This window comes from Rossellomorea sp. KS-H15a (assembly GCF_024195245.1).
GTDB lineage: Bacteria > Bacillota > Bacilli > Bacillales > Bacillaceae_B > Rossellomorea > Rossellomorea vietnamensis.
Genome location: NZ_CP096886.1, coordinates 100,822 through 125,345, shown reverse-complemented (window position 1 = coordinate 125,345; position 24,524 = coordinate 100,822). Strand labels below are relative to the sequence as shown.

16 protein-coding genes are annotated in these 24,524 nt (G+C 38.7%); 9 read left to right on the top strand and 7 right to left on the bottom strand.

What is annotated here, in order from left to right:
• Window positions 1–142: 142 nt before the first annotated feature.
• From M1J35_RS00535 to M1J35_RS00520, 4 genes are all read left to right on the top strand, one after another.
• Entirely contained in the window at window positions 143–1,039 is an 897-nt protein-coding gene (locus tag M1J35_RS00535; RefSeq protein WP_254652444.1) for a helix-turn-helix domain-containing protein, read from the top strand.
• A gap of 34 nt (window positions 1,040–1,073) precedes the next feature.
• Window positions 1,074–1,973, top strand: coding sequence for a helix-turn-helix domain-containing protein (locus M1J35_RS00530; RefSeq protein WP_254652443.1), 900 nt, complete (start codon window positions 1,074–1,076; stop codon window positions 1,971–1,973).
• 88 nt (window positions 1,974–2,061) lie between these two features.
• Window positions 2,062–2,523 carry a hypothetical protein gene (locus M1J35_RS00525; protein WP_254652442.1) on the top strand — a complete coding sequence of 154 codons (462 nt, stop codon included), beginning with the start codon at window positions 2,062–2,064 and terminating at the stop codon, window positions 2,521–2,523.
• A gap of 75 nt (window positions 2,524–2,598) precedes the next feature.
• A complete protein-coding gene (locus M1J35_RS00520) occupies window positions 2,599–3,423 on the top strand; it encodes an immunoglobulin-like domain-containing protein (RefSeq protein ID WP_254652441.1) in 825 nt (274 codons plus the stop codon).
• A 45-nt stretch (window positions 3,424–3,468) separates the two neighbouring features.
• On the opposite strand, the gene murB is transcribed toward M1J35_RS00520, so the two are convergent.
• The 3 genes from murB to M1J35_RS00505 form a co-directional block, all read right to left on the bottom strand.
• Window positions 3,469–4,389 carry a UDP-N-acetylmuramate dehydrogenase gene (murB, locus tag M1J35_RS00515; RefSeq protein WP_254652440.1) on the bottom strand — a complete coding sequence of 307 codons (921 nt, stop codon included), beginning with the start codon at window positions 4,387–4,389 and terminating at the stop codon, window positions 3,469–3,471.
• Window positions 4,390–4,591: 202 nt separating this feature from the next.
• Window positions 4,592–7,126: a bifunctional 2',3'-cyclic-nucleotide 2'-phosphodiesterase/3'-nucleotidase gene (locus tag M1J35_RS00510; protein WP_254652439.1), complete on the bottom strand. Its 2,535-nt coding sequence runs from the start codon at window positions 7,124–7,126 to the stop codon at window positions 4,592–4,594.
• A gap of 176 nt (window positions 7,127–7,302) precedes the next feature.
• A complete protein-coding gene (locus tag M1J35_RS00505; protein WP_254652438.1) occupies window positions 7,303–9,372 on the bottom strand; it encodes a 5'-nucleotidase C-terminal domain-containing protein in 2,070 nt (689 codons plus the stop codon).
• Between the two features lie 492 nt (window positions 9,373–9,864).
• Here M1J35_RS00505 and M1J35_RS00500 point away from each other — a divergent pair, with 492 nt between their 5' ends.
• The 3 genes from M1J35_RS00500 to M1J35_RS00490 all read left to right on the top strand — a co-directional run bounded on the left by M1J35_RS00500 (window position 9,865) and on the right by M1J35_RS00490 (window position 13,309).
• Window positions 9,865–11,157, top strand: coding sequence for a UDP-glucose dehydrogenase family protein (locus tag M1J35_RS00500; protein ID WP_254652437.1), 1,293 nt, complete (start codon window positions 9,865–9,867; stop codon window positions 11,155–11,157).
• A 115-nt stretch (window positions 11,158–11,272) separates the two neighbouring features.
• Window positions 11,273–12,547, top strand: coding sequence for a nucleotide sugar dehydrogenase (locus M1J35_RS00495; RefSeq protein ID WP_254652436.1), 1,275 nt, complete (start codon window positions 11,273–11,275; stop codon window positions 12,545–12,547).
• A gap of 54 nt (window positions 12,548–12,601) precedes the next feature.
• Window positions 12,602–13,309, top strand: coding sequence for a WecB/TagA/CpsF family glycosyltransferase (locus tag M1J35_RS00490; RefSeq protein WP_254652435.1), 708 nt, complete (start codon window positions 12,602–12,604; stop codon window positions 13,307–13,309).
• Window positions 13,310–13,572: 263 nt separating this feature from the next.
• Here the strand turns inward: M1J35_RS00490 and M1J35_RS00485 are convergent, their stop codons facing one another.
• Entirely contained in the window at window positions 13,573–14,469 is an 897-nt protein-coding gene (locus tag M1J35_RS00485; protein ID WP_254652434.1) for an accessory Sec system S-layer assembly protein, read from the bottom strand.
• A gap of 28 nt (window positions 14,470–14,497) precedes the next feature.
• Window positions 14,498–16,861, bottom strand: coding sequence for an accessory Sec system translocase SecA2 (secA2, locus tag M1J35_RS00480; RefSeq protein ID WP_254652433.1), 2,364 nt, complete (start codon window positions 16,859–16,861; stop codon window positions 14,498–14,500).
• Between the two features lie 183 nt (window positions 16,862–17,044).
• Between secA2 and M1J35_RS00475 the strand changes: the two genes are divergently transcribed.
• Window positions 17,045–18,481: an S-layer homology domain-containing protein gene (locus tag M1J35_RS00475; RefSeq protein ID WP_254652432.1), complete on the top strand. Its 1,437-nt coding sequence runs from the start codon at window positions 17,045–17,047 to the stop codon at window positions 18,479–18,481.
• 44 nt (window positions 18,482–18,525) lie between these two features.
• On the opposite strand, the gene M1J35_RS00470 is transcribed toward M1J35_RS00475, so the two are convergent.
• Window positions 18,526–19,500, bottom strand: coding sequence for a C40 family peptidase (locus M1J35_RS00470; protein WP_254652431.1), 975 nt, complete (start codon window positions 19,498–19,500; stop codon window positions 18,526–18,528).
• 436 nt (window positions 19,501–19,936) lie between these two features.
• Between M1J35_RS00470 and M1J35_RS00460 the strand changes: the two genes are divergently transcribed.
• Entirely contained in the window at window positions 19,937–23,128 is a 3,192-nt protein-coding gene (locus M1J35_RS00460) for an S-layer homology domain-containing protein (RefSeq protein ID WP_305882325.1), read from the top strand.
• A 141-nt stretch (window positions 23,129–23,269) separates the two neighbouring features.
• On the opposite strand, the gene M1J35_RS00455 is transcribed toward M1J35_RS00460, so the two are convergent.
• Entirely contained in the window at window positions 23,270–24,319 is a 1,050-nt protein-coding gene (locus M1J35_RS00455) for an S-layer homology domain-containing protein (protein WP_254652430.1), read from the bottom strand.
• Between the last annotated feature and the right edge of the window lie 205 nt (window positions 24,320–24,524).

Sequence of the window (24,524 nt, the reverse complement as noted above, 5' to 3'; positions counted from 1 at the left end):
GTTAATTTTATTTAAACATAGATTTATTATCTATGTATTTGTGATCTGAATCCCTGAGAGGCGGGATATTAAGATTTACCTAAAGAAATTGCTCCTTTTCTGATAGAATATAAATATATTAATATTAATGAGAGGTGGGCTTTTGGACTATTCAGTTATAGGTAAAAAAATTAAAGAACTGAGAAAAGTCGTAGGTTTGACTCAGGGTGAACTGGCAGACGGAATATGTACTCAAGCCTTGATCAGTCGTATAGAAAAGGGAGATATCTATCCCAGCGCTACATCTCTATATCAAATCTCAAAGAAGCTCGGTGTCGATGTGAATTACTTTTTCGAGATTGGGATGACGCCCCGTCTGGATTATGTGAAGGAAGTTGAACGGCAACTAAAAAAGCTGAGAGTGAAATTGAAATATGACGAAATCCTTGAGATTGTGAAAACGGAAGAGAAGAATCCCCTATTCTTAAAGGATGAAACAAATCTCCAACTTCTCTACTGGCATAAAGGGATTTATGTGAATGAAGTCGACCAAAACAAAGAAGAAGCTCTCATTCTATTAGAAAAGGCTCTCTCGTTGACATATAATCAAAAAAAAGCCATGTCAGAACGTGAAATGAACATTATGATCAGTATAGGGATATTGGAATTCAGTCGTGGTCACTATGCTCAGGCATTAGAGACTTACCAGAATGTGAATGATGCTTTGATATATAATGATCAAATGAACGATAAGTCTATTAAAACAAGGCTTCTTTATAATATTGCAAGAGTATTGACTAGGCTTGGAAAGTACCAGGAATCCACAAAGCGTTGTGAAGAAGGCATCCGGTGGCTTATAGAAGAAGAAAATCTTTATGGCTTTGCTCAATTGAATTATCACATTGGGTATAACCTGGAATTAGAAGAGAAATATCAGGAGGCTTTACCTTATTTCGTTAAAGCAGCCATGCTTTTTGACATGCAATTTAATACGAAATTGTCCACTTTTATTGAAGGTAAGATAAAAGAACTTAATGAAAAGATGAGTCGAAAGGAATAGAGTACGTGGATTCTACCATTGGGAGGCTGGTTTTGTGGATTATTCGATCATCGGTAAAAAAATAAAGGAGTTACGGCAGGTAGTGGGAATCACTCAAGGAGAATTGGCAGAGGGCATATGTACTCAGGCACTTATAAGCCGGATCGAAAAAGGAGACATATATCCCAGTGCAACCTCCCTTTACCAAATCTCTAAGAAGCTTGGGGTGGATGTAAACTACTTTTTTGAAATCGGGACGACTCCCCGTCTGGACTACGTGCAGGAAGTAGAAAGGCAGCTCAGGAAATTAAGAGTGAAGCATCACTATCAAGAAATGATGGAGATTGTGAAAGTGGAAGAAAAGAATCCTAACTTTATCCAAAGTGAATCGAATATTCAGCTATTATTATGGCATAGAGCCATTCATACCCAGGAAGTGTTGAATAATAAAACAAGGGCAAGATCCCTTCTGAATGAGGCACTTGAATTAACCTATAATACCAAGAAAGCCTTATCAGAAAGAGAAATGGAAATCCTGTTAAGCATAGGGAATATAGATTTCTCTGAAGAAAATTATGATGGAGCACTTAACTATTATGAAAAAGTGAAAAAAGGACTTACGGGAAGTAATCACCTTCAGGACAAAGCGGTTAAAACGCGATTACTTTATAATCTTGCCCGCCTTCAGACACGCACAGGAGACTATATAGAATCGAATAAAAGTTGCATGGAAGCCATCCGTTGGAGTATCGATGAAGAGAATATGTATGGGCTGGGTCATATTCATTACCATGTTGGGTATAACTTTGAATTAATGAAGCAATATGATAAAGCAATACCGTATTTTGATAAAGCTGTGTTAATTTTTGAACTGCAGGATGAGCATATCTACATAAGTTATATAAAAAAGAGGAAAGAAGAATTAATTCAACGATCAGAGGAACACACTTTATAGTGGTGAACATATTTTAATAAACTTCTCACATACATCAACCTTGGCTATCATATGGTTTAGTATAGACTGGCTAGTGAGAGGTGAAAGGATGAGAAGGAAAAGTCCGGTTCCTCTATTCGTTGGAGCAATCGTCACTATCCTCATCGTGGCGGCTCTTTTCATTGTTATAGGGAAAAGCCAGGAACCTGAAACACCTGAAGAAGTCATTAAGCAGTTCTATGACTATGAAAAAGATGGTGACTTCGGAAACGCATGGGAATTGTTTCATCCTGAAATGAAAAGTTTGTTTCCAAAGTCCACCTATATTCAAACGAAAAATCATGTGTTTATGGGCCATATGGGAGTAGACGAGTTTGAAGTAGAGGTAGGGAAGGTCGAGAAACTGAAAAAGTTCACGTTTAATGAGGACGGCCTTACCTTCAAAAATGTAAGGAAAGCAAAAATTGACATGTATTTTCAAAGTGAATTTGGTGAATTGGTCATCAGTCAAACCTGCTATGTCGCTCTTGAAGAGGGGCAGTGGAGGGTGCTGTGGAATTATAATTATTAGTTAGGCACTCATTCTCCTGTATAGTATTATGGATTTTTATGGTAAAGTGGAGAAAAGACACTGGTGGTGTGCAGGATGAAGAAAATGATTCTGATTCTCATATTGGCTATCATTATGTTCACGGTATACATTAGTGGTGCGTCAAGTGTTCATTACCCCAGTCATATAGGGAAAAAAGGTAATGATGGTTTTGTTCTTTTGAATGTTTCTAAGGAAGCTATGTATGATCACACAGAGTATGTCTACAATCAGGTTAAATACAATCGTTTGGCGACGATTATTCGGGAAACACCAGAGGGGAATGTATCCCCAGGGGAAAATGCATCGATCATCATTCTTGAAAAATTCATTCCGAAAGATTATTCAATCAACGTTCAGTTAGTAGAGAGAGATAAGGGATGGAAAAAGGTAAAAGAGGTTAGTAATGAAAGGTATTCACCTGACGATTCATTTTACCCCGTTGAGGTCCCGAAGAAAGAAGGGGTTCTCTATACCTTGAATATTGAATTGATTACTCCCAGAGGCGAAACGATCGGTCAGACTGTATATCCTTTGTATGCACCTAAACGAGAGATCAATGCAAAACTAAGCACGAATCAACATACAGTAGATTCAACAGAATCACTGCCACTCTTGATTGAAAATTGGGGACCAACACCCCTTATATTTGGAGAAGAGTATGAATTGCAAAAGAAATCGTTTCTAGGCTGGAAAGATATAAATAATGGACAGGCATTTACCTCTATTGGTTATGAAATAGATGAAAATGAGGATTATAAACAAGAAATAAACCTGGAAGCTTTTCGTCTTTCAAAAGGCAAATACAGAGTGGTTAAGGAATTCTCAGCTTCCCACATCGGGATACAGAAAAAGCTGGCAGTAGAGTTCGAAGTAGAATAAACTGAAAAAAGGAGACTCGTGAAAGGTTGAGTCTCCTTTTGATATTCAATCCAAATCCTCACCAATAATCCGCACTTCACGTTCCAACTCGACATCAAATTTCTCTTTCACTGTCTTTTGAACATGTTCGATCAAGGAAATGTAATCCTTGGCGGTGGCGTCGTCCTTATTGACAATGAACCCGGCGTGCTTAGTCGATACTTCAGCACCACCGAAATTGGTTCCTTGAAGCTCGCTGTCCTGAATGAGTTTCCCTGCAAAGTATCCAGGGGGTCTCTTGAACACACTTCCGCAAGAAGGATATTCAAGAGGCTGCTTGGATTCTCTTTTGAATGTTAAGTCATCCATAACATCTTTAATTTCTTCATAATTACCAGGCTTTAAGCTGAAGGTTGCTTCTAATACGATATCGCCGTTTTCTGAGATATTGCTGTGACGGTAATCGAGCTCTAACTCAGCAGCTGTGCGTTTTACTAAATTCCCTTCACGATCGACGACATGACAATAATCCAAAACGTCACTAATTTCACCGCCGTAGGCACCGGCATTCATGAATAACGCTCCGCCGACAGTACCCGGAATACCACAGGCAAATTCCAAACCGGATAGTTTTTCTGCTAGAGCCCTTCTGGATACATCAATGATGGCAGCTCCACTCTGAGCAACAATCAGCTGATCATTCGCTTTAATATCCTTGAAGTTCACTAAATGAAGGACAATCCCTCGAATTCCCCCGTCTTTCACAATCAGGTTGGAACCGTTCCCCAATAAAGTAAAAGGAACATCCACTTCATTGGAGAGCTTAACGATGTTCTGTACCTCTTCATAGGTGGTGGGTGTAAGGAAGAAATCCGCTTTCCCGCCAAGTTTTGTATATAGATGATCTCTCAATAGTTCATCACGCTTAATGTTATCCTCATCCATGACATCCTGTAATTTTTCAAATACCAATTCTTTATTATACATTTCATATCAGTCCTATAAAATATTTTCAGAAAAATATCCAGTTTCCTGTTATTAATAAAGCCTACCCAACCATTATATGACGAAAACCCATGAAAGTTAAATGGTTTAGGATAATTTGATAAAGAAGAAACCATTGTCATCGTACTTAGTGTTTAAGAATAAGAAAACTCCTTCCATAAACGGAAGGAGTTTCATAATAGCCTTATTTATTCAACAACATATAAATCGTCTTAGCTGCTTGTGCTCTGGACGCCTTCTCCAGGGGTCCGAAACGACCGTCATCATGACCGGTCATAAATCCTAATTCATGTGCAGCGTTCACATTTTCTTTAAACACAGGTGCAATATTCTTGCTGTCGCTGTAGTTTTCAGAAGTGGTAGCTTTAAATTCTTTGCCGGTTTTGTAATTGTATGCACGAATGAGCATTGCGGCCATTTGTTGGCGGGTAATGGGTTGATTTGGAGCGAATTTCCCTTTTGATACCCCTGTAGTAATTCCCGCTTCAAAAATGGCATTGATTTCTGGCGTCAGGTCACCAGAGACATCAGAAAAATGATTGGTGTTGCTCGCATGTAAGTCTAATGTTCTAGCGATAAGCGCTGCGAATTGTGCACGGGTAACATTACTTTGAGGTGCAAAGATCGTGTCGGTTTTCCCTTTGATGATATTTTTCTGAGTCAGGTCATAAATATAGTCTCTTGCCCAATGATTCTCATCTACGTCATTGAATTTCTTCTCTTGCCCTGGATTTGTTGCATCACTTTGTTTAAGTTTAATTGAATATTTTCCGAATCCACTATCTTGTTTACCAAGGAATTTATACGTACTTGAATCCTTGATGTAATCCTGAGCCTTCAAGGAGGTTTCGAAAACTACATTCGTGTTCCCTTTCACCGGAGCGAATGCCCAGTTTCCATCAGCCTTAGGATCAATCGTCTTTTTCTCCATAATATAATCAATGATTACGTTACGGTTTTCGTCTGGAGATTTTATGATAATCTCAGAATTTTTCACTCCAGGGAATTTACCGCTGGCTCGGTAGTTATTGGTCGCAACGATAAATGATTGATCCGGGTCGATTGGTTTCCCGTCAAACATTAAGTTCTTAATACGGCTTGAGCTTTCGTTCACAAGCTTACCTTCAGCATCGTATTTCGGTGCTTGAGTAACATCTATTTCATATGTTACACCGTCAATGACATCAAAGTTATAAGAACGGTAGTCACCGTTCACAAGGTTTTGTTCCTCTGATTTAGAAGGATCAATTTGATTGAACTGACCGGCAGACATCTCAAGCCACTCTTTTACGTCAGCACCTGTAAGCAGCACGGCTTGAAGCGTGTTTGGATAGAGGTAAAGGTCAGATACATTTTTAATCGCGATTTCACCCGCAGGAATATCTGTATAATAGTCAGGGTTAGAACGTGTCCCTGCTTTAAACGGAGCACCTGCAGACAATACAGGGATGCCATCATATTCGGTTCCTTTGATATACTTTTCAACATACCACTTCTGGGCGTTCGTTACGATCTGTACGGATGGATCGTCGCTCACTAAAGCAAAGTAACTATTAATTGGAGATGTCGTCTCACCTACTGCACTGCGCACCCATTCAATCGTTGCATCATGCTCTTCCTTCACGGCGTCAAGGATCGCCTGATCAGCTTCAACAGCTGGTGTGCCGTCTGCATTCAGAATGGAGCGAGTGGAAGCCTGTGTATTCGTCACATGCCATTCCCCATCTTTCAATTCCAGTTCAAGGTCAACCAGTCCAAGATGATCTCCCCAAGAACCCGGCATAACCGATCCAACGCCGTTGATGGTTCCTTTCTTCACGTCTACGCCTTCGATTCCCGCATATGATTCAGAAGGGAACACCCCATGAGAATGACCAAATAAAATCGCATTGATTCCTTCTACTTTGGAAAGGTCATAGGTTGCGTTTTCCTCCATGCCTTCCTGGGTCACATTCCCGATACCGGAGTGAGGGATGGCGACGATGACGTCAGCACCTTCCGCCTTCATTTGTGGGACGAATTTGTTCGCTGTTTCAATGATATCTTTTGCGATGACATTGCCTTCAAGGTTCGCTTTATCCCACTGCATGATCTGTGGAGGGACGAATCCGATGACTCCGACTTTAATGGCGTGCTCTTCACCATCTTCATCGACCACAGTCCGATCAAGGATTTCATATGGTTTGAAGTAGTTTTTGTCATTGTCCGGATTTCCATCTTGATCATCCTCATATACATTGGCATTTACATAAGGGAAATTGGAGCCTCCAAGAGAAGTACCCAAGAAATCAAGGCCATAGTTAAATTCATGATTCCCGATGTTTCCGGCATCATAGTTTAATAGATTCATTGCTTTATAAACCGGGTGGATTTCACCATCTTGAAGCGGATCTTCTTTTGCCACATAATCACCTAGGGGATTTCCCTGGATCAGGTCTCCATTATCGAACAATAGGTTGTTCTTGGATTCGGAACGGGCTTGCTTGATCAGGGTAGCCGTTTTGGCAAGGCCATATTTATCGGTCGCTGTATCCTGGTAGTAATCATAGTTTACAAGGTTCACGTGGATGTCGGTTGTTTCGAGTATGCGAAGCTTAACGATGTCTTTGTCCATGACTTCGGCGTAAGTAATGGAAGGTGCAGCCTGAGGGACAATCAAACCTAATGCGAGTGCAGCCCCTGCAAGTGTTTTTTTCTTACCGGTTAATGGTTTCTTCATGGGAATCGCTCCTACTATTTGTTTTTCCAAACAAGTTTATAATGGCATTCAGATATTAATAGGTTAGTGGCGTAATGTCTCGAATTTGTAAAAAAGCTTTTCTATTAATCCAGGAATAAGCAGGGGAAAAGCCCATCGTAAAAAGGAAATCTACGATGGGCTTCTCCTTTTTGACTTTAGTTCATTTCTTGTAAAAATAATGCAATAACCTTTGCACTTTGAGAACGTGTGGCATACGTATAAGGCTTGTACATATCACCGTATCCTTCGACAATGCCTAAATGATAAGCAAGTTCAATGGCTGTTTGAGCTTCTTCTTCTAATGAACCCAGGTCCTTAAACGGAGTTTCACCTGTTGACTCATATGCTTCTTCCATTTTCCACTCATATGCACGTTTCATCATAAGGGCCATTTGGGCACGGGTAATGGCTTTATATGGATCGAATGTTGTAGGGGTTGTCCCTTTGACAAGTTTGGCTTCATAAGCCGCAGCGATTTCTTGTTTTGTTTCATCTTTAACATTTTCAAGATCGGTAAATGGTGTATCACCCGTCGCTTCTAAATCAAATGCGCGTACCAGCATTGAAGCGAATTGCGCACGATTAACGTTTCTGAATGGAGCAAATTCCGTATCCGTGAAGCCCTTGATAATTCCTCTTGCATATAGGTACTCTACATTCTTTTTTGACCAATCAAGATCAGTGAAAGGAGTGTAGATATTAAAACGATTTTCTACCTTGGCATCGACAGGAGTGTTTTCTTTAATATGATTAATCAGGATTTCATCTAAAGCAGAGAATTCATTCACAAGCGGACCATCTGTGAACATTGTATAGTCGTCGCCGCCTACAGCCATAAAGTCATTTGTAGCAACTAAATATTCTTTTTCCATATCAACCGGTTCACCATTGATATGAAGGTTTTTTATACGTTCACCGGCTGGGGCAAATACATCTAACTCATATGTCATACCCGAGACATGAGGGAATGCACCCTTCACATTCGGATAATCGCTTGTCCCGTGCTCAAGAGCGGCTTTAATAGTAGCTCCAGTGAATTTCTTCGTCACAACATAGTTACCAAACGGTAATACATTCACAACATCTTCCTTTGTTATTTCACCTTGATCTATGGAGGCACGGATTCCACCACCATTTGTGATTGCTGCATCGGCATTCGTTGCAGACATCATGGCATCCGTAATCAAGTTTCCAAGGTTCGTCTCACCAGCGCGTACTTGAGCGCGTTCTCCATCAAGTTTCACTTCTGTAGTTCCCACTACTTCGGATAGAACTTCTTTGTTCTTGTCCTCAATACTTGTAATCAATGCGCCTATTTCAGCATCTTCTTTAATACCTTGAGCATTAGCTTCCTCTTTTGTCACAAGGTCTGCCTCTTTGTCTACAAGTTCATTTCCTTCAAAGGTTAATTGAACAACACCAAGATTTTCAGTGTATTCACCGGCACTTACGATCAATGTGTCTACACCGTATTCTTGCATATCTGTTGTGTGGCTGTGACCATCAACAATTAAATCAATTCCCGGAGCATTTTCAGCTACTTTAATAGAAGTTTCAGTGCTTGAAGCATCCGTTCCTAAATGAGTTAGAGCGATGATTGCATCTACATTTTGTGATTGAAGTTCATCAACCATTGATTTAGCTTCTGTAACAGGGTCGGTGAATTTCAACCCCTCTACGTTCTTAGGATTTGTTTTATATGTTGTTTCAGGAGTAGATAAACCAAATATTCCAAGTTTCACTCCATCTACTTCTTTGATGATATAAGGGTTTAATAATAGTTTATCATCAGCTTTGTAACGTACATTTGCTGACATAATAGGGAAGTTTACCATTTCAGCCAGTTCCAGTAGTCTGGCATATCCATAGTTAAAGTCGTGGTTTCCTGCAGCGAGAGCATCATAACCGAGTGCGTTGAATAGTTCTGCTATGCTCTCACCTTTTGAAAGTGTTGCGAAAGGTGTACCGTGGAATGTATCTCCAGCATCCAATAACAGTGTATTCTCATTTTCAGCTTCATACTGCTTAATGAGAGTAGCCATTTTAGCAAATCCCATCCCTTCATAAGTGCCTTCTTTCACCTTTGAATGTGAATCATTGGTATGAAGGATGGTAATGGTCTTGGTCGTCGGTTCTTCAGCTGAAGCGCTTCCATAAAATAGCCCGCCAAACCCACTTAACACAAGCAAAGTAGATAAGATGACGAATAAACTTTTCTTCATCATGCAAAAATCCCCCTAAAATAGTATTTTATAACCACTTTTTATTCTATATAACACTTTGACATATATCTAGTAGAATTTTGTAAAATGATTTAATAATTTGTAAATTCAGGAGATAAGTCGCAGGTGGAAAGACGTACATATCTGGTGCACGCTCACACTTAATAAAATGGCAGTAAAGAACACCAGAGATTTCACAAAATAATTACAAATTCATTATTATATGAAGTCATTAGTTTCATAAATTTATAAGTTGTTATACAATTGGTTTTTGGGTGTACACTAGATTTGTTGTTCATGTCCCTTTATAGAGGGTACCCATTATGTACCAAGGCAATGAAATGCTCATTATGGGATTATAGGTTTGTATAAATGTAAAACATATAGAACCTTATTCCATCCATATATTAATAAAATTTTTATGCTTTTCTTTAAATAGATCTAAAGTGCCTTTGATATTCTACTATTAAGAAAAGGCAAAGAGGGGATTTAAAAATGAAGATTTTAGTCGTTGGAACAGGTTATGTTGGACTAGTGACGGGTGTTTGTTTGTCTGATATTGGACATGAAGTCACTTGTTTCGATATTTCAAGTGAAAAAATTGATTTATTGAAAAGTGGAAGGTCCCCAATTTATGAACCTGGGTTAGAACAATTAATGGAGAAAAATGTTAAAGCGAACAAACTATTTTTCACCTCAAACGTTCAAGAGGCATATCAATCTGTGGATTGTATATTCATAGCGGTGGGAACACCAGAAACGAGAGATGGTTCTGCTGATTTAACCTATGTAGAAGAAGTGGCCTTGACCATTGCAGAATCAATTAAACAAGATACGATCGTTGTGATAAAGAGCACGGTCCCGGTTGGAACGAACGATTATATTGAGCGTCTAATTAATGAAAGAACGGGAGAAGGGATCAAGGTCCATTTGGTTTCGAACCCTGAGTTTCTCCGTGAAGGGTCAGCTATTAAAGATACCTTTGAAGGGAGCCGGATTGTCATTGGTTCGAATTCTCAAGAGGCCGGGGATTTCATTGAAGAAATTTATAGCCCGCTCTCGATCCCTATAGTCCGAACGGATATCAGAAGTGCTGAAATGATCAAATATGCCTCCAATGCTTTTCTTGCAACAAAGATCAGCTTTATCAATGAAGTAGCTAACCTATGTGAAAAGACCGGGGCAAACGTGGAAGAGGTAGCAGTCGGCATGGGATTCGACAAGAGAATAGGGAATCAGTTTCTTAAAGCAGGTATTGGCTTTGGGGGATCTTGCTTCCCTAAAGACACGAAAGCATTAATAAGTCTGGCAAATGAGTATGATTCTTCCAGCTACATTCTTGATGCAGTGTTAAAAGTCAATGATATTCAGAAGAAGAGGCTTGTTGAAAAAGTGAAGGATTATTTTATAGATATCCAAGGTAAGAAGGCAGCTATTCTTGGATTGGCTTTTAAACCAAATACAAATGATATAAGAGAAGCACCTTCTTTGGAATTAATTGATGAGTTATTGTCATTAGGAACAGAAGTGCATGTATATGATCCGATTGCTCTAGAGAATGTAAAAGAAATTTACGGCGACCGGGTATATTTTCACCATTCCATAGATGAAGCAATTGAAAATGCAGATATGGCCTTATTGGTTACTGAATGGAGAGAGGTTAAAGGATTTCCATTAAAGAAATACAAGGAATTGATGAAAAGGCCAGTCGTCTTTGATGGAAGAAATGTTCTTTCCCCCTTTGATGCAAAAAAAGAAGAAATTACTTATTTTTCGATCGGTCGTTAATAGGGTATACTAATTTAGATTATTAATTCTTTTTTAAAATAGTGTCACTAAAGACTAATTTAGATATAATTACAATTAGGTTTAATAAAGGACCACTGAAAGGAAGTTTTGTGAGATGTTTAACAAAATTTGTGTCGTCGGCTTAGGTTATATTGGTTTACCTACAGCTGTTATGTTTGCCAATCACGGCATAAAAGTTCACGGGGTAGATGTGAATGAAAAAGCGATTAATTTAATTCAAAATAAACAGCTGCATATTGAAGAAAATGGACTTCAAGAAAAACTTGAAACAGCTATTGATAGTGGGAATTTGACAGCAGCAACCACTCCTGAAGAGGCGGATGTATTTATTATTGCTGTACCATCCCCGATCCGCGAAGATAAGACGGCAGACTTGGAATACGTCAGGAAAGCCACAGAAGCAATTACTCCTTATGTAAAAGCAGGAAATCTTGTTATTCTGGAGTCGACCGTTCCACCAAGAACAGTGGAAGATGTGATGATGCCTGTATTAGAGAAAACAGGATTGGAATTTGGTACTGAGTTATACGTTTCTCACTCTCCAGAACGCGTCATCCCTGGTAAAGTATTTGAAGAACTGGTTAACAATGATCGTATTGTCGGGGGAATCAACGAAAAGTCCTCTCAATTAACAAAGGAACTATATGAAGTATTCGTAAAAGGTACCATTCATCTTACAGATGCAACAACAGCTGAGATGGTAAAGGTTATTGAGAACACGTATCGCGATGTTAACATAGCTTTCGCTAATGAACTTGCAAAAATTAGTGATAAAATCGGCGTTAATGCATGGGAAGCAATCAAGCTAGCCAATTTCCATCCACGCGTTAATATCCACTTACCAGGTCCTGGGGTTGGCGGTCATTGCATCGCAGTTGACCCATGGTTCATTGTTGAACAACAACCTGACTTAGCAAAGATCATTCATCTAGCCAGAACGACAAACGACGGTATGCCGAAGTATACGGCAGAAAAGGTACAGTCTCTACTTCAAGACAAAGGAATTCAACATGGAAGAGTAGCTGTATTTGGTCTCGCATTCAAAGGGAACATCGATGACATGCGTGAAAGTCCGTCCCTTCATGTGCTTCAACACCTTGAAGAGCTGGGGATTGACTATACTGCTTACGATCCTCATATTAAAGAGAATCAATTGGCAAAACAAACACAAGATATTCATGAAGCAACCAACCACGCAGACATTATTTTAGTATTGACGGATCATAACGAGTTTAAGGAATTTACACCTTCTAAGATTTCAGGCGAAATGCGTACGAAGATGATCTTCGATACTAAAAACTGTATCAATCGAGCTGTATGGGAAAAAGAAGGATTTGAAGTGAAGGTTATTGGTGATTCAAAGAACTAATCAGTCATCCGGCACCGAACACTTTGACATTATTCTCACAGAATAGGTGATGAGATGAAGGAAAACTTTTTAGGGGTAGATGTTTGTACATTAAACTATAAGCAAATAACCTCTGCGATTATTGAAGATATCGAACAAAGAAAGAAATCATTTATCGTAGCGATCAACCCTGAGAAAATCATGAAGGCAAAACAGGATGAGTCACTCAGGACGTTACTGAACAAGGCGGACTATCAAATTCCTGATGGGATTGGTGTCATTTTAGCCTCTAGACTAAAAGGTGGAGAAATCCGTGAAAGGGTAACGGGGATCGACCTGATGCTTGCGATTTGTAAAGAAGCCGAGCTGAATGGAAAGAGTATCTTTTTATATGGAGCAAAGCCTGGAATAGCAGATGCAGCAAGAGTGGAGCTAGAGAAACAATATCCATCATTGCGCATTGCCGGAACGTTAAACGGGTATGAAAAAGATGAAGAAGTGATTAAAAATACCATCAATAACGCAAATCCTGATATTATATTTGTAGCTTTGGGAAGCCCTGCACAGGAAAACTGGATTCTTTCTCACATGCATGAGTTGGCACCGAGTATTTACCAAGGTGTGGGTGGTTCATTCGATGTCATTTCCGGCCGGATAAAGCGGGCTCCTGAATTTTATCAAAAAATGGGAGCGGAGTGGTTATACCGTCTTTTAAAGGAACCTTGGAGATGGAAAAGGCAGTTGTTATTACCCAAATTTTTATTAGAAGTGATGAAGAAATAGCGTCATTCTAAAATTTGGATAACTAAAAGGGAATTTGGCATATAACCATTGAAGGCAGGGGGAATATTTGCCTATGATTTCACAAATAATAATTGTGATAATGGTCTCTAAGTGGTAAAATATGAGTTAGAGAGAAAATATTTCCTTTTTATTAATAGTATGTCTAGGTTGGTAGCCGCTTGGAAAGATACTACTTAGTACTATCTTTTCTCTCTTTTCCGAAATAAAGAAAACCCCTCTTTAAAAAGAGGGGTTTTCTTTATTTATTTTTGAATGACGTACGCTTTCCATTTGGAAAGATCGGGGCTTTTTTCAAGGATTAAAGATTCAGGGAAGATAAATGTCCAAGGTTTACTAGTATTTTCTTTAACCTGCATATTGTTTAGGTTGAATGCTCCTTTTGCTATTAAAGACCCGGATGCATCTTCTACTGCTATAGGCAGTTGTTGGATCTTAATGGATTTTTCACTGCCATTTCGAATCAAAATAGTCGTGTGAAGTTGCCCTTCCTGACTAAATTCTATATTTATACCTACACATTCAATCTCACCGCGTTTGGGGATATCCAAAGCCTGAACCATTTTCTCGAGCTTAGTGATTTTATCCGCCGTCAAGCCGTTTTTCCAGGACTCTTCAAGGTCTAGTAGGTGAGGGGTTCGTGGAGAAAGTTCAAACGAAAGCTTCCATCCAGAATGGGGGAATTCTTCCATTTCTAAATCTTTCAAAGGAAACTTAAATTGCCATGGTCGGCTAGATCTTGGCGGAATTTCCCCTAATAACGATAAATTAAATTCTTTCCTTATTATTCGGTTGCCTTCTGGATCAAGTAATAATAAGGGTGCTGTAGGAAGTTTCACCTTTTTATTCAGACTGTTTCTAACAAAAGCTGTAATAAGCAGGTGATCTTCAGTCTTTGTTAAATCAACACCAGCAATGGAAATTTGATTTTCTTTCATATCTGAAAGAGAATTATGAAGAAATTGAAAGAAATATCTCTCCTCAGAGTTAATGTCAGCATGGGGAGGAAAGGATAAACTTGTATTAATCCACTGATTTGTTTCTTCTTCCTTAATATCCAGTAAATCTTCTGAGGGAATAACGCTTTCTCTACCACTTGTTTTGCCATATCCCTTTTTTAATCTATCTAGTAATTTAAACAATTGTTTCAACTCCTTTGAAGTTCCAGTATTATTTTTCTGATTTTCCCAATTTCGAAATTAATTCTGCCAGCTGCCGGCTGACATCTCGACTAAGTTCGAAGTGCATATTTGAGAACATTTCCAAACCTTCTCGTGCGTATTGCCTCATAGGGTCTTCTTGACTGAAGCTCCTAAGCCCGATTCCTTCTTTCAGTCGCTCCATAGCATCAATATGCTCCAACCAGTGAGCGTCAGTAAGAGACAGAAGGAACCCCTTGACGCTGTTTATGAAAGTCTCGGTATGCAAGTGTTCTGTAACTGTTTTCAGATAATGATCAAGTTCAATTTCAATATTTGTATTTAACTCTTTTTTATTTACATCTTCTGCTCCGGATAGAGATAGCGTGCTGAACGGCAAGACGTTAAGTAATTGTTTTTCAAGTGTGTGTAAATCCCATTTGTCTTCCTTTTGATCATCTGGACAACAACGTTCGATTTCTTCTTGGATATAAGAAGAGAGCATATTTTTAATGATTTCAGTGATATTACTAGCGTGTACCAAGTTATTCCTCAACTCGTAGATCGTATTTCGTTGGATATTCAATACATCATCAAGTTTTAAATTATATTCCCTTACAGAAAAATTTGAGCCTTCGCAAATACGTTGAACCCGATCAGCAAACTCGTGAACCTTCTTACTTGTCACCTGTTGGAGGTCATTTGCTTTAATGGTCTTCAGAATTTTTTCTAAATCATCTTTTGCAAAACGGTGAAACATTTCATCTTCCAATGAAATAAAGAATTCAGATGTGCCTGGGTCACCTTGTCTACCGGATCTTCCTTTTAATTGATTATCAATCCTTCTGGATTCATGCAGCTCTGTTCCAATCACGTATAAGCCGCCTAGTTCTTTCACACCATCTCCAAGCATGATATCCGTTCCGCGACCGGCCATATTCGTAGCGACAGTAATCATGCCTCTTTGACCAGCAAGAGAGATAAGGGTGACTTCTTGTTCAACACTTTTAGCGTTTAAAACATTGTGTTTCAGGTTAGCCCCTTTTAGATACTCAGATACCGCTTCCGATTGGAGAATGGATGTTGTTCCAATTAGAACAGGCTGCCCTTTTTGGTGTAATTCTATTACTTTCTTGGCTACAGCATTGTATTTCGCTTCTGTAGTCAAGAAGATCCGATTGGCTAAGTCTTCACGAATTATTGGATTATTGGTAGGGATTTGTACGACATTCATACCATACAATTGCTCAAACTCTTTTTCCTCTGTTTTAGCTGTTCCGGTCATGCCGCAGAGGATAGGGTACATTCTAAAGAAATTTTGGATTGTGATCGAGGCTTGTGTTTTGTTTTCTTCCGTTACTTCTAACCCTTCTTTGGCTTCGATTGCCTGGTGAAGACCGTTTCCCAAGGTCCGTCCTTCCATCGGCCTTCCTGTGAACATGTCGACAAGCAACACTTTCCCTTCATGTACGATATAGTCTATGTCCCTTTGAAACATCACTCTGGCTCTGAGTGCTTGAATGACATAGTGATAGAGAGTTTGATGTTCAATATCATACAGGTTTTCTATATTAAATCCTTGTTCTATAAATGAAATACCTTCTTCGGTCATGTTAGTTGATTTGGTTTCTATATCGAATAGGTAGTGAACGTCTTCTTTGAAACCTTTGATGATTTGAGCGCACAGGCGGCTTAAATTAGCACTGACCCCATCTTTGCCGGCGATGATCAATGGTGTCTTCGCTTCATCGATCAACACGCTGTCCACTTCATCGATTATTGCGTAGTGATAAGGCTTTTGGACTTTTTGTTCCAGACTATAAGCCATGTTATCCCGGAGGTAATCAAAACCAAATTCACTGCCAATCCCATATGTAATGTCCGCTTCATAAGCTTTTTTCTTTTGTTCCGGGTCCAAGCCGGGAAGGTTTATTCCTACACGCAAACCGAGATATTCATGAATTTGTCCAATTAAATTCTTATCCCGATCGGCTAAGTATTCATTTACAGTAATAACATGAACACCTTTCCCTTCAAGAGCCCGTAAATAACTTGCTAAGGAAGCAACAAGAGTTTTGCCTTCACCGGTTGGCATTTCAGCAATGTTCCCTTCGGATAGGACCAAACCTCCCGCAAGCTGTACATCAAAATGCCTCATACCTAATAATCTTTTTGAAGCTTCTCTAACAACGGCAAATGCCTCTACTCGTATTTCAAATACAGTCGCCCCTTCTTGTAGACGTCGTTTGAACTCCGCTGTCTTTGCTTGGAGTTGAGTATCCGATAAAGATGCGTATTCACTTTCGAGTTGGTTAATTTGCTCTACTTCTTTTTGGTATTTTTTTATTAATTTCTGATTGGAATTTCCTATTATTTGTTTCATATATGTAAGCATATGGGCCTCTCCTTGTCGATAAAATGAATCATTGAACATTATAGCACTCTTTCAATTTTCTATCATTAATTCCTAGTAAAGTATATAAAGCCATTTTTAACCATTAGATTCGAGTGGTGCAATTGAAATAAATGTAATTAATGGTAGTATAGTAGAGAATAGGAAATAATGAGGGGGAGAAGAATGAAAAAGTTAATGATGATCATGTTGATGGGGGTTATGGCTGTTTCTACTCTGTTTGTGGAGCACACTAATGCCAGCACATGGGAAGATCATGCAGAATTTTACTCTAAGGCGGATATGAAAAAGATGCTATTGGAGATTGGAAACGATAATGGTATTCCACCAGAAATTATGAAAGCTATTGCGTACAGAGAGACTGGCGGTATACACCAATTCACTTCCGAAGGTAAGCCGTATATATCAGAGGATGGTGGTATAGGAGTAATGCAGATTACCATGTCTCCTGAAGAAATGGATATGTGGAATGTGGATGTAGAACGTTTGAAGTGGGACACGAGATACAATATGGAAATCGGAGCTAGGAAGTTACTTCAAAAATGGGATTTAGACATTCCAAAAATAAATGACCATAACAAAAAGTATCTGGAAGATTGGTATTTTGCTGTCATGGCCTATAATGGTCTGTCTAAACGAAATGATCCTACACTGGAACTTCCTGGTGAACCATATCAAGAAAGTGTATATAAATATATTAGAAATCTAGCCAAGAAAGATGTAGGCCAAACGCCAGATGATATAGAAATTAATTATCCAATTGAGGACCAACCTGATATAATGGTTTTTTCAGATCGTGATCATTATGATTGGCCGACAAAAACCAGAACAAGCCAAGATCTTCAGAGTGGCGATATGGTTTACACTTACAATACTGAAGAAAATTACTCTAATCTATGGTCCCAAGTAACGGGGGGCACAGAAACAGAAATTCTTCATAATACCCCCCTTGAAATTGTAGGTGGTCCCTTTGAAACTACTAATGATAATAATTTATACGTAAGGTACAAGGTGAAAGGTAACGGCATTGAAGGATATATAGCATCAGCGAATATCGTGTATTCTGATAACATCAAGCTTTTTCCTGATATAAACAGAGGGGAAGTAGCGAGAGCGGTAAGCTATCTCCAGCAAAGAGGAATTGTCAATGGCCATGATGACGGAACCTATAAACCTGATAATGAGTTGTTAAGAAGGCATGCTGCTAAGTTATTAGTGAAGGCGTTGGATCTCAAGCTTCCAGAAGGGTATACGATGAAAGCGACGGATATGAAGCCTGGTCAACTTGGATATGAGGAAATGATGATCATGGAGGCAAATGGGTTGATGGGAGTGGATAGTGACCTGAATCCAAACAAGACACTAACCCGATCACAGATGGCAGCTATTCTCACCCGTGCTTTTAAAGATTACTATAAAGTACCGACCAAGAATTTCACATTTACAGATCAAGATGAGTTTTGGAACTATGATGATATTAATTTATTAGCGAACAACGGAATTACAGTGGTTGATACATTCAACTGGGATGCTCCAACTACAAGAGCCCACTTTGCTCTTTTCCTAGAAAGAACCATCAAATTAATGGAAGTACAACAATAAAAAACATCCGGGCCAATAATTTATTAGGTCCGGATGTTTTTTTATTAGTACATAGCTCTATATAAAAATGCTGTGAATTGCGCTCTGGTAACATGATTTTCAGGTTTATAGGTCCCATCATCATAGCCGGTCGTTAACCCTGAAGCTGCAAGTTTATTAATATATGAATTCGCCCAATGAGTAGGAGGTACATCTTTAAATTGCTTTGAACTTGATCCGTTTAAGTCAAATGCACGAACAAGGATTTTTGCCATTTGGCCCCTAGTTAGATATTCATCAGGTCTGAATGATCCGTTGCTTCCTTCAAAGATCTTTTCATCATACATGGCATTGGTTACGCCCACCGCCCAATGAGAAGAAGGGATATCTCTAAAGGAAGTTGATCGATCATTCATTTTAAGATCAATGGCCTGCGCCATCAAGCCAGCCACTTCAGAACGCTTAATGAATGTGTTGGGCTTATAGTAGCTATTCTCATAGCCAATCGCGACATTATCTTCCGAAAGCTTATGAATTGCTGAATAAGCCCACAGCGTTGATCCAACATCCCGGAACTCACCACTTTCTCCTTTATATGAAAGAACGCGTTTTGCTCCTACATATCGGCTTGCCCAATAATAAGGGTCATTCACATTTGAGATGGTGACTCCTTTATTCGAAGACGCATGAATGAATTCGTTTTCTCCTATGTATATACCTACATGACTTACTCCGCTTCCATATGTATTAAAGAATACCAGATCTCCGACTCGCAGATCCTTCTTGCTTACAGAATTACCAGTATTATATATGGATGAAGATGTTCTGGGTAACGCTATTCCAATCTCTTTATATACGGTAGTGATATAACCAGAGCAATCAAATCCTTTGGCAGAAGTTCCTCCCCAGGCATAAGGTACTCCAAGATATTTCTTTGCAACGGGGATCAGTTTTTCATAGTTTTCCTCAGCTGATACGGTTGAATAGCCAGTAAGGATGAACATCAGTGACATTACGACAAGAAATAAGAACTTTTTCAAAAAAATAGTGCCCCTTTCCAATACTAGTCAATATTTTTTCTATTCTGATATTCATCCTAACATACTACGCGGAATTTGTAGTTTACAAAAATGTAACAAAGATAGTCCTTATAGATCAGTGTTTTGAAACCATTCAGTAACATTCCATCAAACGTTAAAATTGGTTAATTAATCTAATAAAATAAGAATAAGGTAAAAAAATGTTAAAATATAGTTGAAAAATATGAAAAAAGATGTAGAATAAGTTAAGAGCGGATACATTATTTCATATATTTGGGTATTCAGGAAAAAAGTTTAGGTAAAATTATTGACTTCTTTTCTAATATTTTCATATAATGGGAAATGTATTTGTTAAGGGTTAAGAGTATTTTTTCCTATTACATATCTCTTAGTCTAGAACATTAAACAAACATTCCGAGGGAGGAAATATTTTAAAATGGCTAACCAACCAAATAATTACCGTAAATTTTTAGTGGGATCAGTAACTGCTGCATTAGTAGCATCAGCAGTAGCTCCTGCTAGTGCTGCAGCTGGATTCTCAGATGTAGTGGAAGATCAACACTCAGATAACATTGCAAAGGCAGTAGATCTTGGCCTTATCAATGGGTACGATGATGGAACTTTCAAACCTTACAACAATATCTCACGTGGTCAAGTAGCGAAGATCATCGCTCGTTACCTTGGTGATGTTGATACGACTGGTGTAGATCAGTTCGAAGATGTGAAAACAACTGGCGACATAGAGCTTAAAGACGCTGCATTAACAGTTAGAGCAGCTAACATCTTCACTGGACGTAACGACATGCTTGATTTCACAAAAGAAATCACTCGTGAAGAAATGGCAAGCGTAATCGTTCGCCTATTCAATCACTTAGAAGATATCGATGGTGTTGAGTCTTCTGTAACGGATATTGAAGCAGCTTACCCTGTTCACCAAGATAATATCAACGTATTATCTGAGTGGAAAATCACAGACCAAGAAGTTTTCAACCCTAAAGGTTCATTAAAGCGTGCTCAATTCGTTTCATTCATGATTCGCGCAATCGAGTCAAAAGATGTCGAACAACCAACACCTGGTAAAGAATTAATGATCGATAGCGTAACGGCTACGGCTAACGCTGATCACTCAGTAACTGTTTCTGGTAAAGCGTACAACGCTGACCGCGTTACAGTAACAATCGACGGTGTAGAAAAGTCTGCAACATTAGAAGAAGATGGATCTTACACTTTCACTTCTAAAGAGCTTGAAGTAGGCGCTTATGAAGTCACTGTCAAAGCATTTGACGGAGATAAATCTGTTTCTGAAATGACTCAGGTAGCTGTTGTTGATGAACAAACTTCAATCGCTGGTTTCGTATTAGATAAGCAAATTGTTAAGGGTGAAGAAGTATCCTATCCTGTTGCAGGTGCAACCGTAACAGTAGATGGTATGGAATACACTACAAATGCTGCTGGTTTTTACCAAATTCCAGAACTTGCTACTGATCGATACTATGACATCAAAATCACTAAGCCAGAACATGAAACTACGATGGAAAGAGTACGTGTTCAAAAGGATCGAGTTTCTTCTGTAATTACTGAAGACTTTAATGCAATTAGTAAAGCAAACATTAAAGTTGAAGGTTCATTAGTTGATAAGGTAACAGGTGCTGAGATTGATGGTAAAGTTCATTTCCAAGCATATAGTGAAGATCTTGGTGAATGGATTACAATTCATACTGAAGATACTGTAGATGGTGCTTTCTCAATTACTCAAGATAGTGAAGGAATCACACCAACTGACTTCATTGAATTCGGTGGAGAATACCGCTTAGTTCTTGATTCAGCTAATTACCATGATGAGGTAGTTGACTTTACAGTAAATGACGAAAAACAAATCACTAACCTGTCTGCCGTTGAATTAGCTCCTGTAGCACAAACTACAATCACTGGTAAAGTTACTCGTGATGGAAGTGCTGTAGAAGGTGCAGAAGTTAATTTAGCTGGGTTAAATACAGTAACTGATGCTAACGGTGTTTATAAATTTGACAAGAAAAAGATTCCTTCTGGAGACTACGATTTAGTAGTAAATTATGATGGCACGGCAGCTGGAGAAAATAATGCTGTTACGACTAAAGCTATCAGCATCGAAGAAGGTAAAAATCTTTCTGGTCAAGACGTAACTCTAGCATTGGGTGCAGATGTAGACTTCACTGTTGCAGCTCCTGCGGCTAAAGAGTTCAAAGCACAAGATCTTACTGCTGTAGTTTACAACGCAGACGGTGTAGCAGTCTCTTGGGAAACTAAAGAAGCAGCAGCTGTTGCTGGTACATCTAAAGTTGAATTTAAAGGTCTTAGCAACCATCTACCGACTGGAAAATATACTGTAGAAGTGCACGGGGACTACATTGTTCCTCAAGAATACAACATTGAAGTCACAGCTGCCGATGTAGCTGGATTTGTAGACGAAGGGAAAACTAAGTCTTTCTCTGGTGAAAACTATGTAGCTGCATTTGGTGGAGTTGTAACAGCTCTTGAGAATACTATTCATATTACGAATCCTGATCAGCTTGATGCTGATGATAAATGGACAGTTGAAAATACAGTAGTAGTTCTTAAAGATTCAAAAGGTGAAATTGCCTATAGTACTTCGGCTGCTCCAGGATTTGGATTTACAAGCGTAGCGCCTGGTAAATATAGTGTTGAACTTTATAAACCTGGTTATGAATTTGATAAAGCTAACTCTAACAAGACTTCAATTACTGTTAATGCTAATGGCGATGTAGCATACGCTGCTGGAGATTTAGATTTAGTAGTTCCAACTCTATCTGCTTCTGTTCAAGGTTTAGTACGTGATGCGGATACTCTAAAAGAGATCAGTGGTGCTACAGTTTCATTCTACCAAGAAGGATCATTAGTTAGTGCGATTACTAGCGATGACTATGCGGACGGTGCAGCAGATGATTTATTACCAGGAATCTATACTGTAGTTGTTCGTGACAATTCTTTAACTTCCAATGATGGTGGAACTTTAGAGTATAAAACGTATGTTGAACAATTAACATTGAACAATAAAGACGATATCAAAAATCACCACTTTAACTTAGATAAGGAAGCAGCACAAATCGATCTTTCAGTTGTAGATGGTGCTAATAAGGCATTAGCAGCAGATACGATTACAGTATTCGATGCATGGGCTGATAGAAGTAAAGCAGCTTCAGAAGAAGCTGGTACGTACACAGTTACTGGAACTCCAACTGAAGTATTCAAAAACCTTTCAGTAGGTGAATTTGATGTTGTAGTTAGTGAAGCTGGATACGATACACAAACAGTCGGAGTATCTTTAGAAGATAACGAAGACTTCAGATCTACCGTTGTACTAAACGAATCTGCAGCGACTTACGAGGTAAATGTTAATGTCGTTCAGAAAGATACAACAACTCCTGTTGATTCTAAGCTGGTAGTATTCAATGAATCCGGAGATATCGTTCGCACAGTAGGTTCTTCTTTCGACCTACCAAACGGTACTTACACAGTAGCCAGCTATGTTGACGGTTTCTATGTAAGCTCAAAAGAATTCAAAATCGACCGTAAAGATGTTACTCTTCTTCTTGAAGTAGAAAAAGGGGATTGGGAAGCTAAGAAGTAATTAGGTACCCTTTACAGAGGTCAATGTATTAATAAAAAGGGTTCCGTTGATGTTGTTTACATCACCGGGACCCTTTTCATTTTTTTGTATGGACGACACATTGAAAACCCCTCATTCACCAGGAATGAGGGGTTCTTAAATTTACTCCGCAGAACGATAATTATATATCTTCCACTCTCCGGAGTCATCCAACTTCAATGAGTAGAAACCAGAGTAATCCATCACATCCGAGTACTCCTCAGACCCTGCGGAATAGTAGCTTTCTTTATATTCCAGTCCTTCGACATAAACTTCTGCATAACGGTTATTGATCGTTTCAATTGAAACCGTGAAGTTGCCAACTGGTTCAATCTCGATTGCGTCACCATAAGATTCAGCTTCTTCCATATATTGAACGTTCTCTAATGAAATGGCTTTGTAGTACCCAGTTCCATTCTGATTATATAGAGAGCTTAAGGCATCAAAGTTTTTCGCTGAGAAAAGCTGTCTCTCTTGGTCAAAATGGTCATTCACAACACTTAGCATGTCATTTTCATTAGGCATGTGGGTTGTTTCCTGACGAAGGGCTCGATGGATCATCACGATTCCCTGGGCGCGAGTGGCTAAGTTTCTTGGTTTGAAAATATCACCATAACCTTTAATGATTCCACTAGCAGCAGCCTCATTAATTTCTTTTTCAGCCCAATAGCCTGCAGGTACATCTGTAAATGTTTTTTCAGATGCTTCAAAAGAAACTGTAGATTTGAAGGCGCGATGAATCATAACTGCCATTTGTTCACGATTGATCTTTTGGTTTGGATCAAACCGTCCATCTCTTCCTTTAATGATTCCATGACTGCTGGCAATTTGGATGTAAGGATAAAGTGGATCGGTTGACTTCACATCCGAAAATGTCTGGCCGGATCCGTTCAGCTTTAAGTTCATTGCATTTACAATGATTTTTGTGAATTGAGCACGTGTAATGTTAGATTCAGGATTTACATTCACTATTGGGTACCCCTCTGAATCGTATTTTACATAGCCGTCAATGATGTTAGCTGATAAAAAATCATCGATTTCATCATAAGCCCAGCTATCCCAAATGTCTTCAGCATAATAATACTCTGACCCTTTCTCCTCAGATGCATTTGCCGATAATGGAAGCAATGAAAAAACCAACGATAAACCCAATAATAAGCGTACAATTTTCACTTATTTTTTTCTCCTCTCAATATGTAAAATATAAAACTAAATAGATTTTAATCTATTTGTATAAAAAAAGATAGATAGGTAAATATGGTATTTAATTACATATTGTTGAAAAAAACACATACTTTTATAACTGGAAATTTATATATGTATAAGAATAAATTGACTATTATACTATATTCAATTAAAATTTATAATAGTCAGAAAA

Bases quoted from the DNA above. Each gene is read 5' to 3' on its own strand.
- M1J35_RS00520 (WP_254652441.1), top strand. From the start codon at position 2,599: ATGAAGAAAATGATTCTGATTCTCATATTGGCTATCATTATGTTCACG.
- M1J35_RS00505 (WP_254652438.1), bottom strand. From the start codon at position 9,372: ATGATGAAGAAAAGTTTATTCGTCATCTTATCTACTTTGCTTGTGTTA.
- M1J35_RS00495 (WP_254652436.1), top strand. From the start codon at position 11,273: ATGTTTAACAAAATTTGTGTCGTCGGCTTAGGTTATATTGGTTTACCT.
- murB (WP_254652440.1), bottom strand. From the start codon at position 4,389: ATGTATAATAAAGAATTGGTATTTGAAAAATTACAGGATGTCATGGAT.
- M1J35_RS00525 (WP_254652442.1), top strand. From the start codon at position 2,062: ATGAGAAGGAAAAGTCCGGTTCCTCTATTCGTTGGAGCAATCGTCACT.
- M1J35_RS00490 (WP_254652435.1), top strand. From the start codon at position 12,602: ATGAAGGAAAACTTTTTAGGGGTAGATGTTTGTACATTAAACTATAAG.
- M1J35_RS00475 (WP_254652432.1), top strand. From the start codon at position 17,045: ATGAAAAAGTTAATGATGATCATGTTGATGGGGGTTATGGCTGTTTCT.
- secA2 (WP_254652433.1), bottom strand. From the start codon at position 16,861: ATGCTTACATATATGAAACAAATAATAGGAAATTCCAATCAGAAATTA.
- M1J35_RS00500 (WP_254652437.1), top strand. From the start codon at position 9,865: ATGAAGATTTTAGTCGTTGGAACAGGTTATGTTGGACTAGTGACGGGT.
- M1J35_RS00460 (WP_305882325.1), top strand. From the start codon at position 19,937: ATGGCTAACCAACCAAATAATTACCGTAAATTTTTAGTGGGATCAGTA.
- M1J35_RS00510 (WP_254652439.1), bottom strand. From the start codon at position 7,126: ATGAAGAAACCATTAACCGGTAAGAAAAAAACACTTGCAGGGGCTGCA.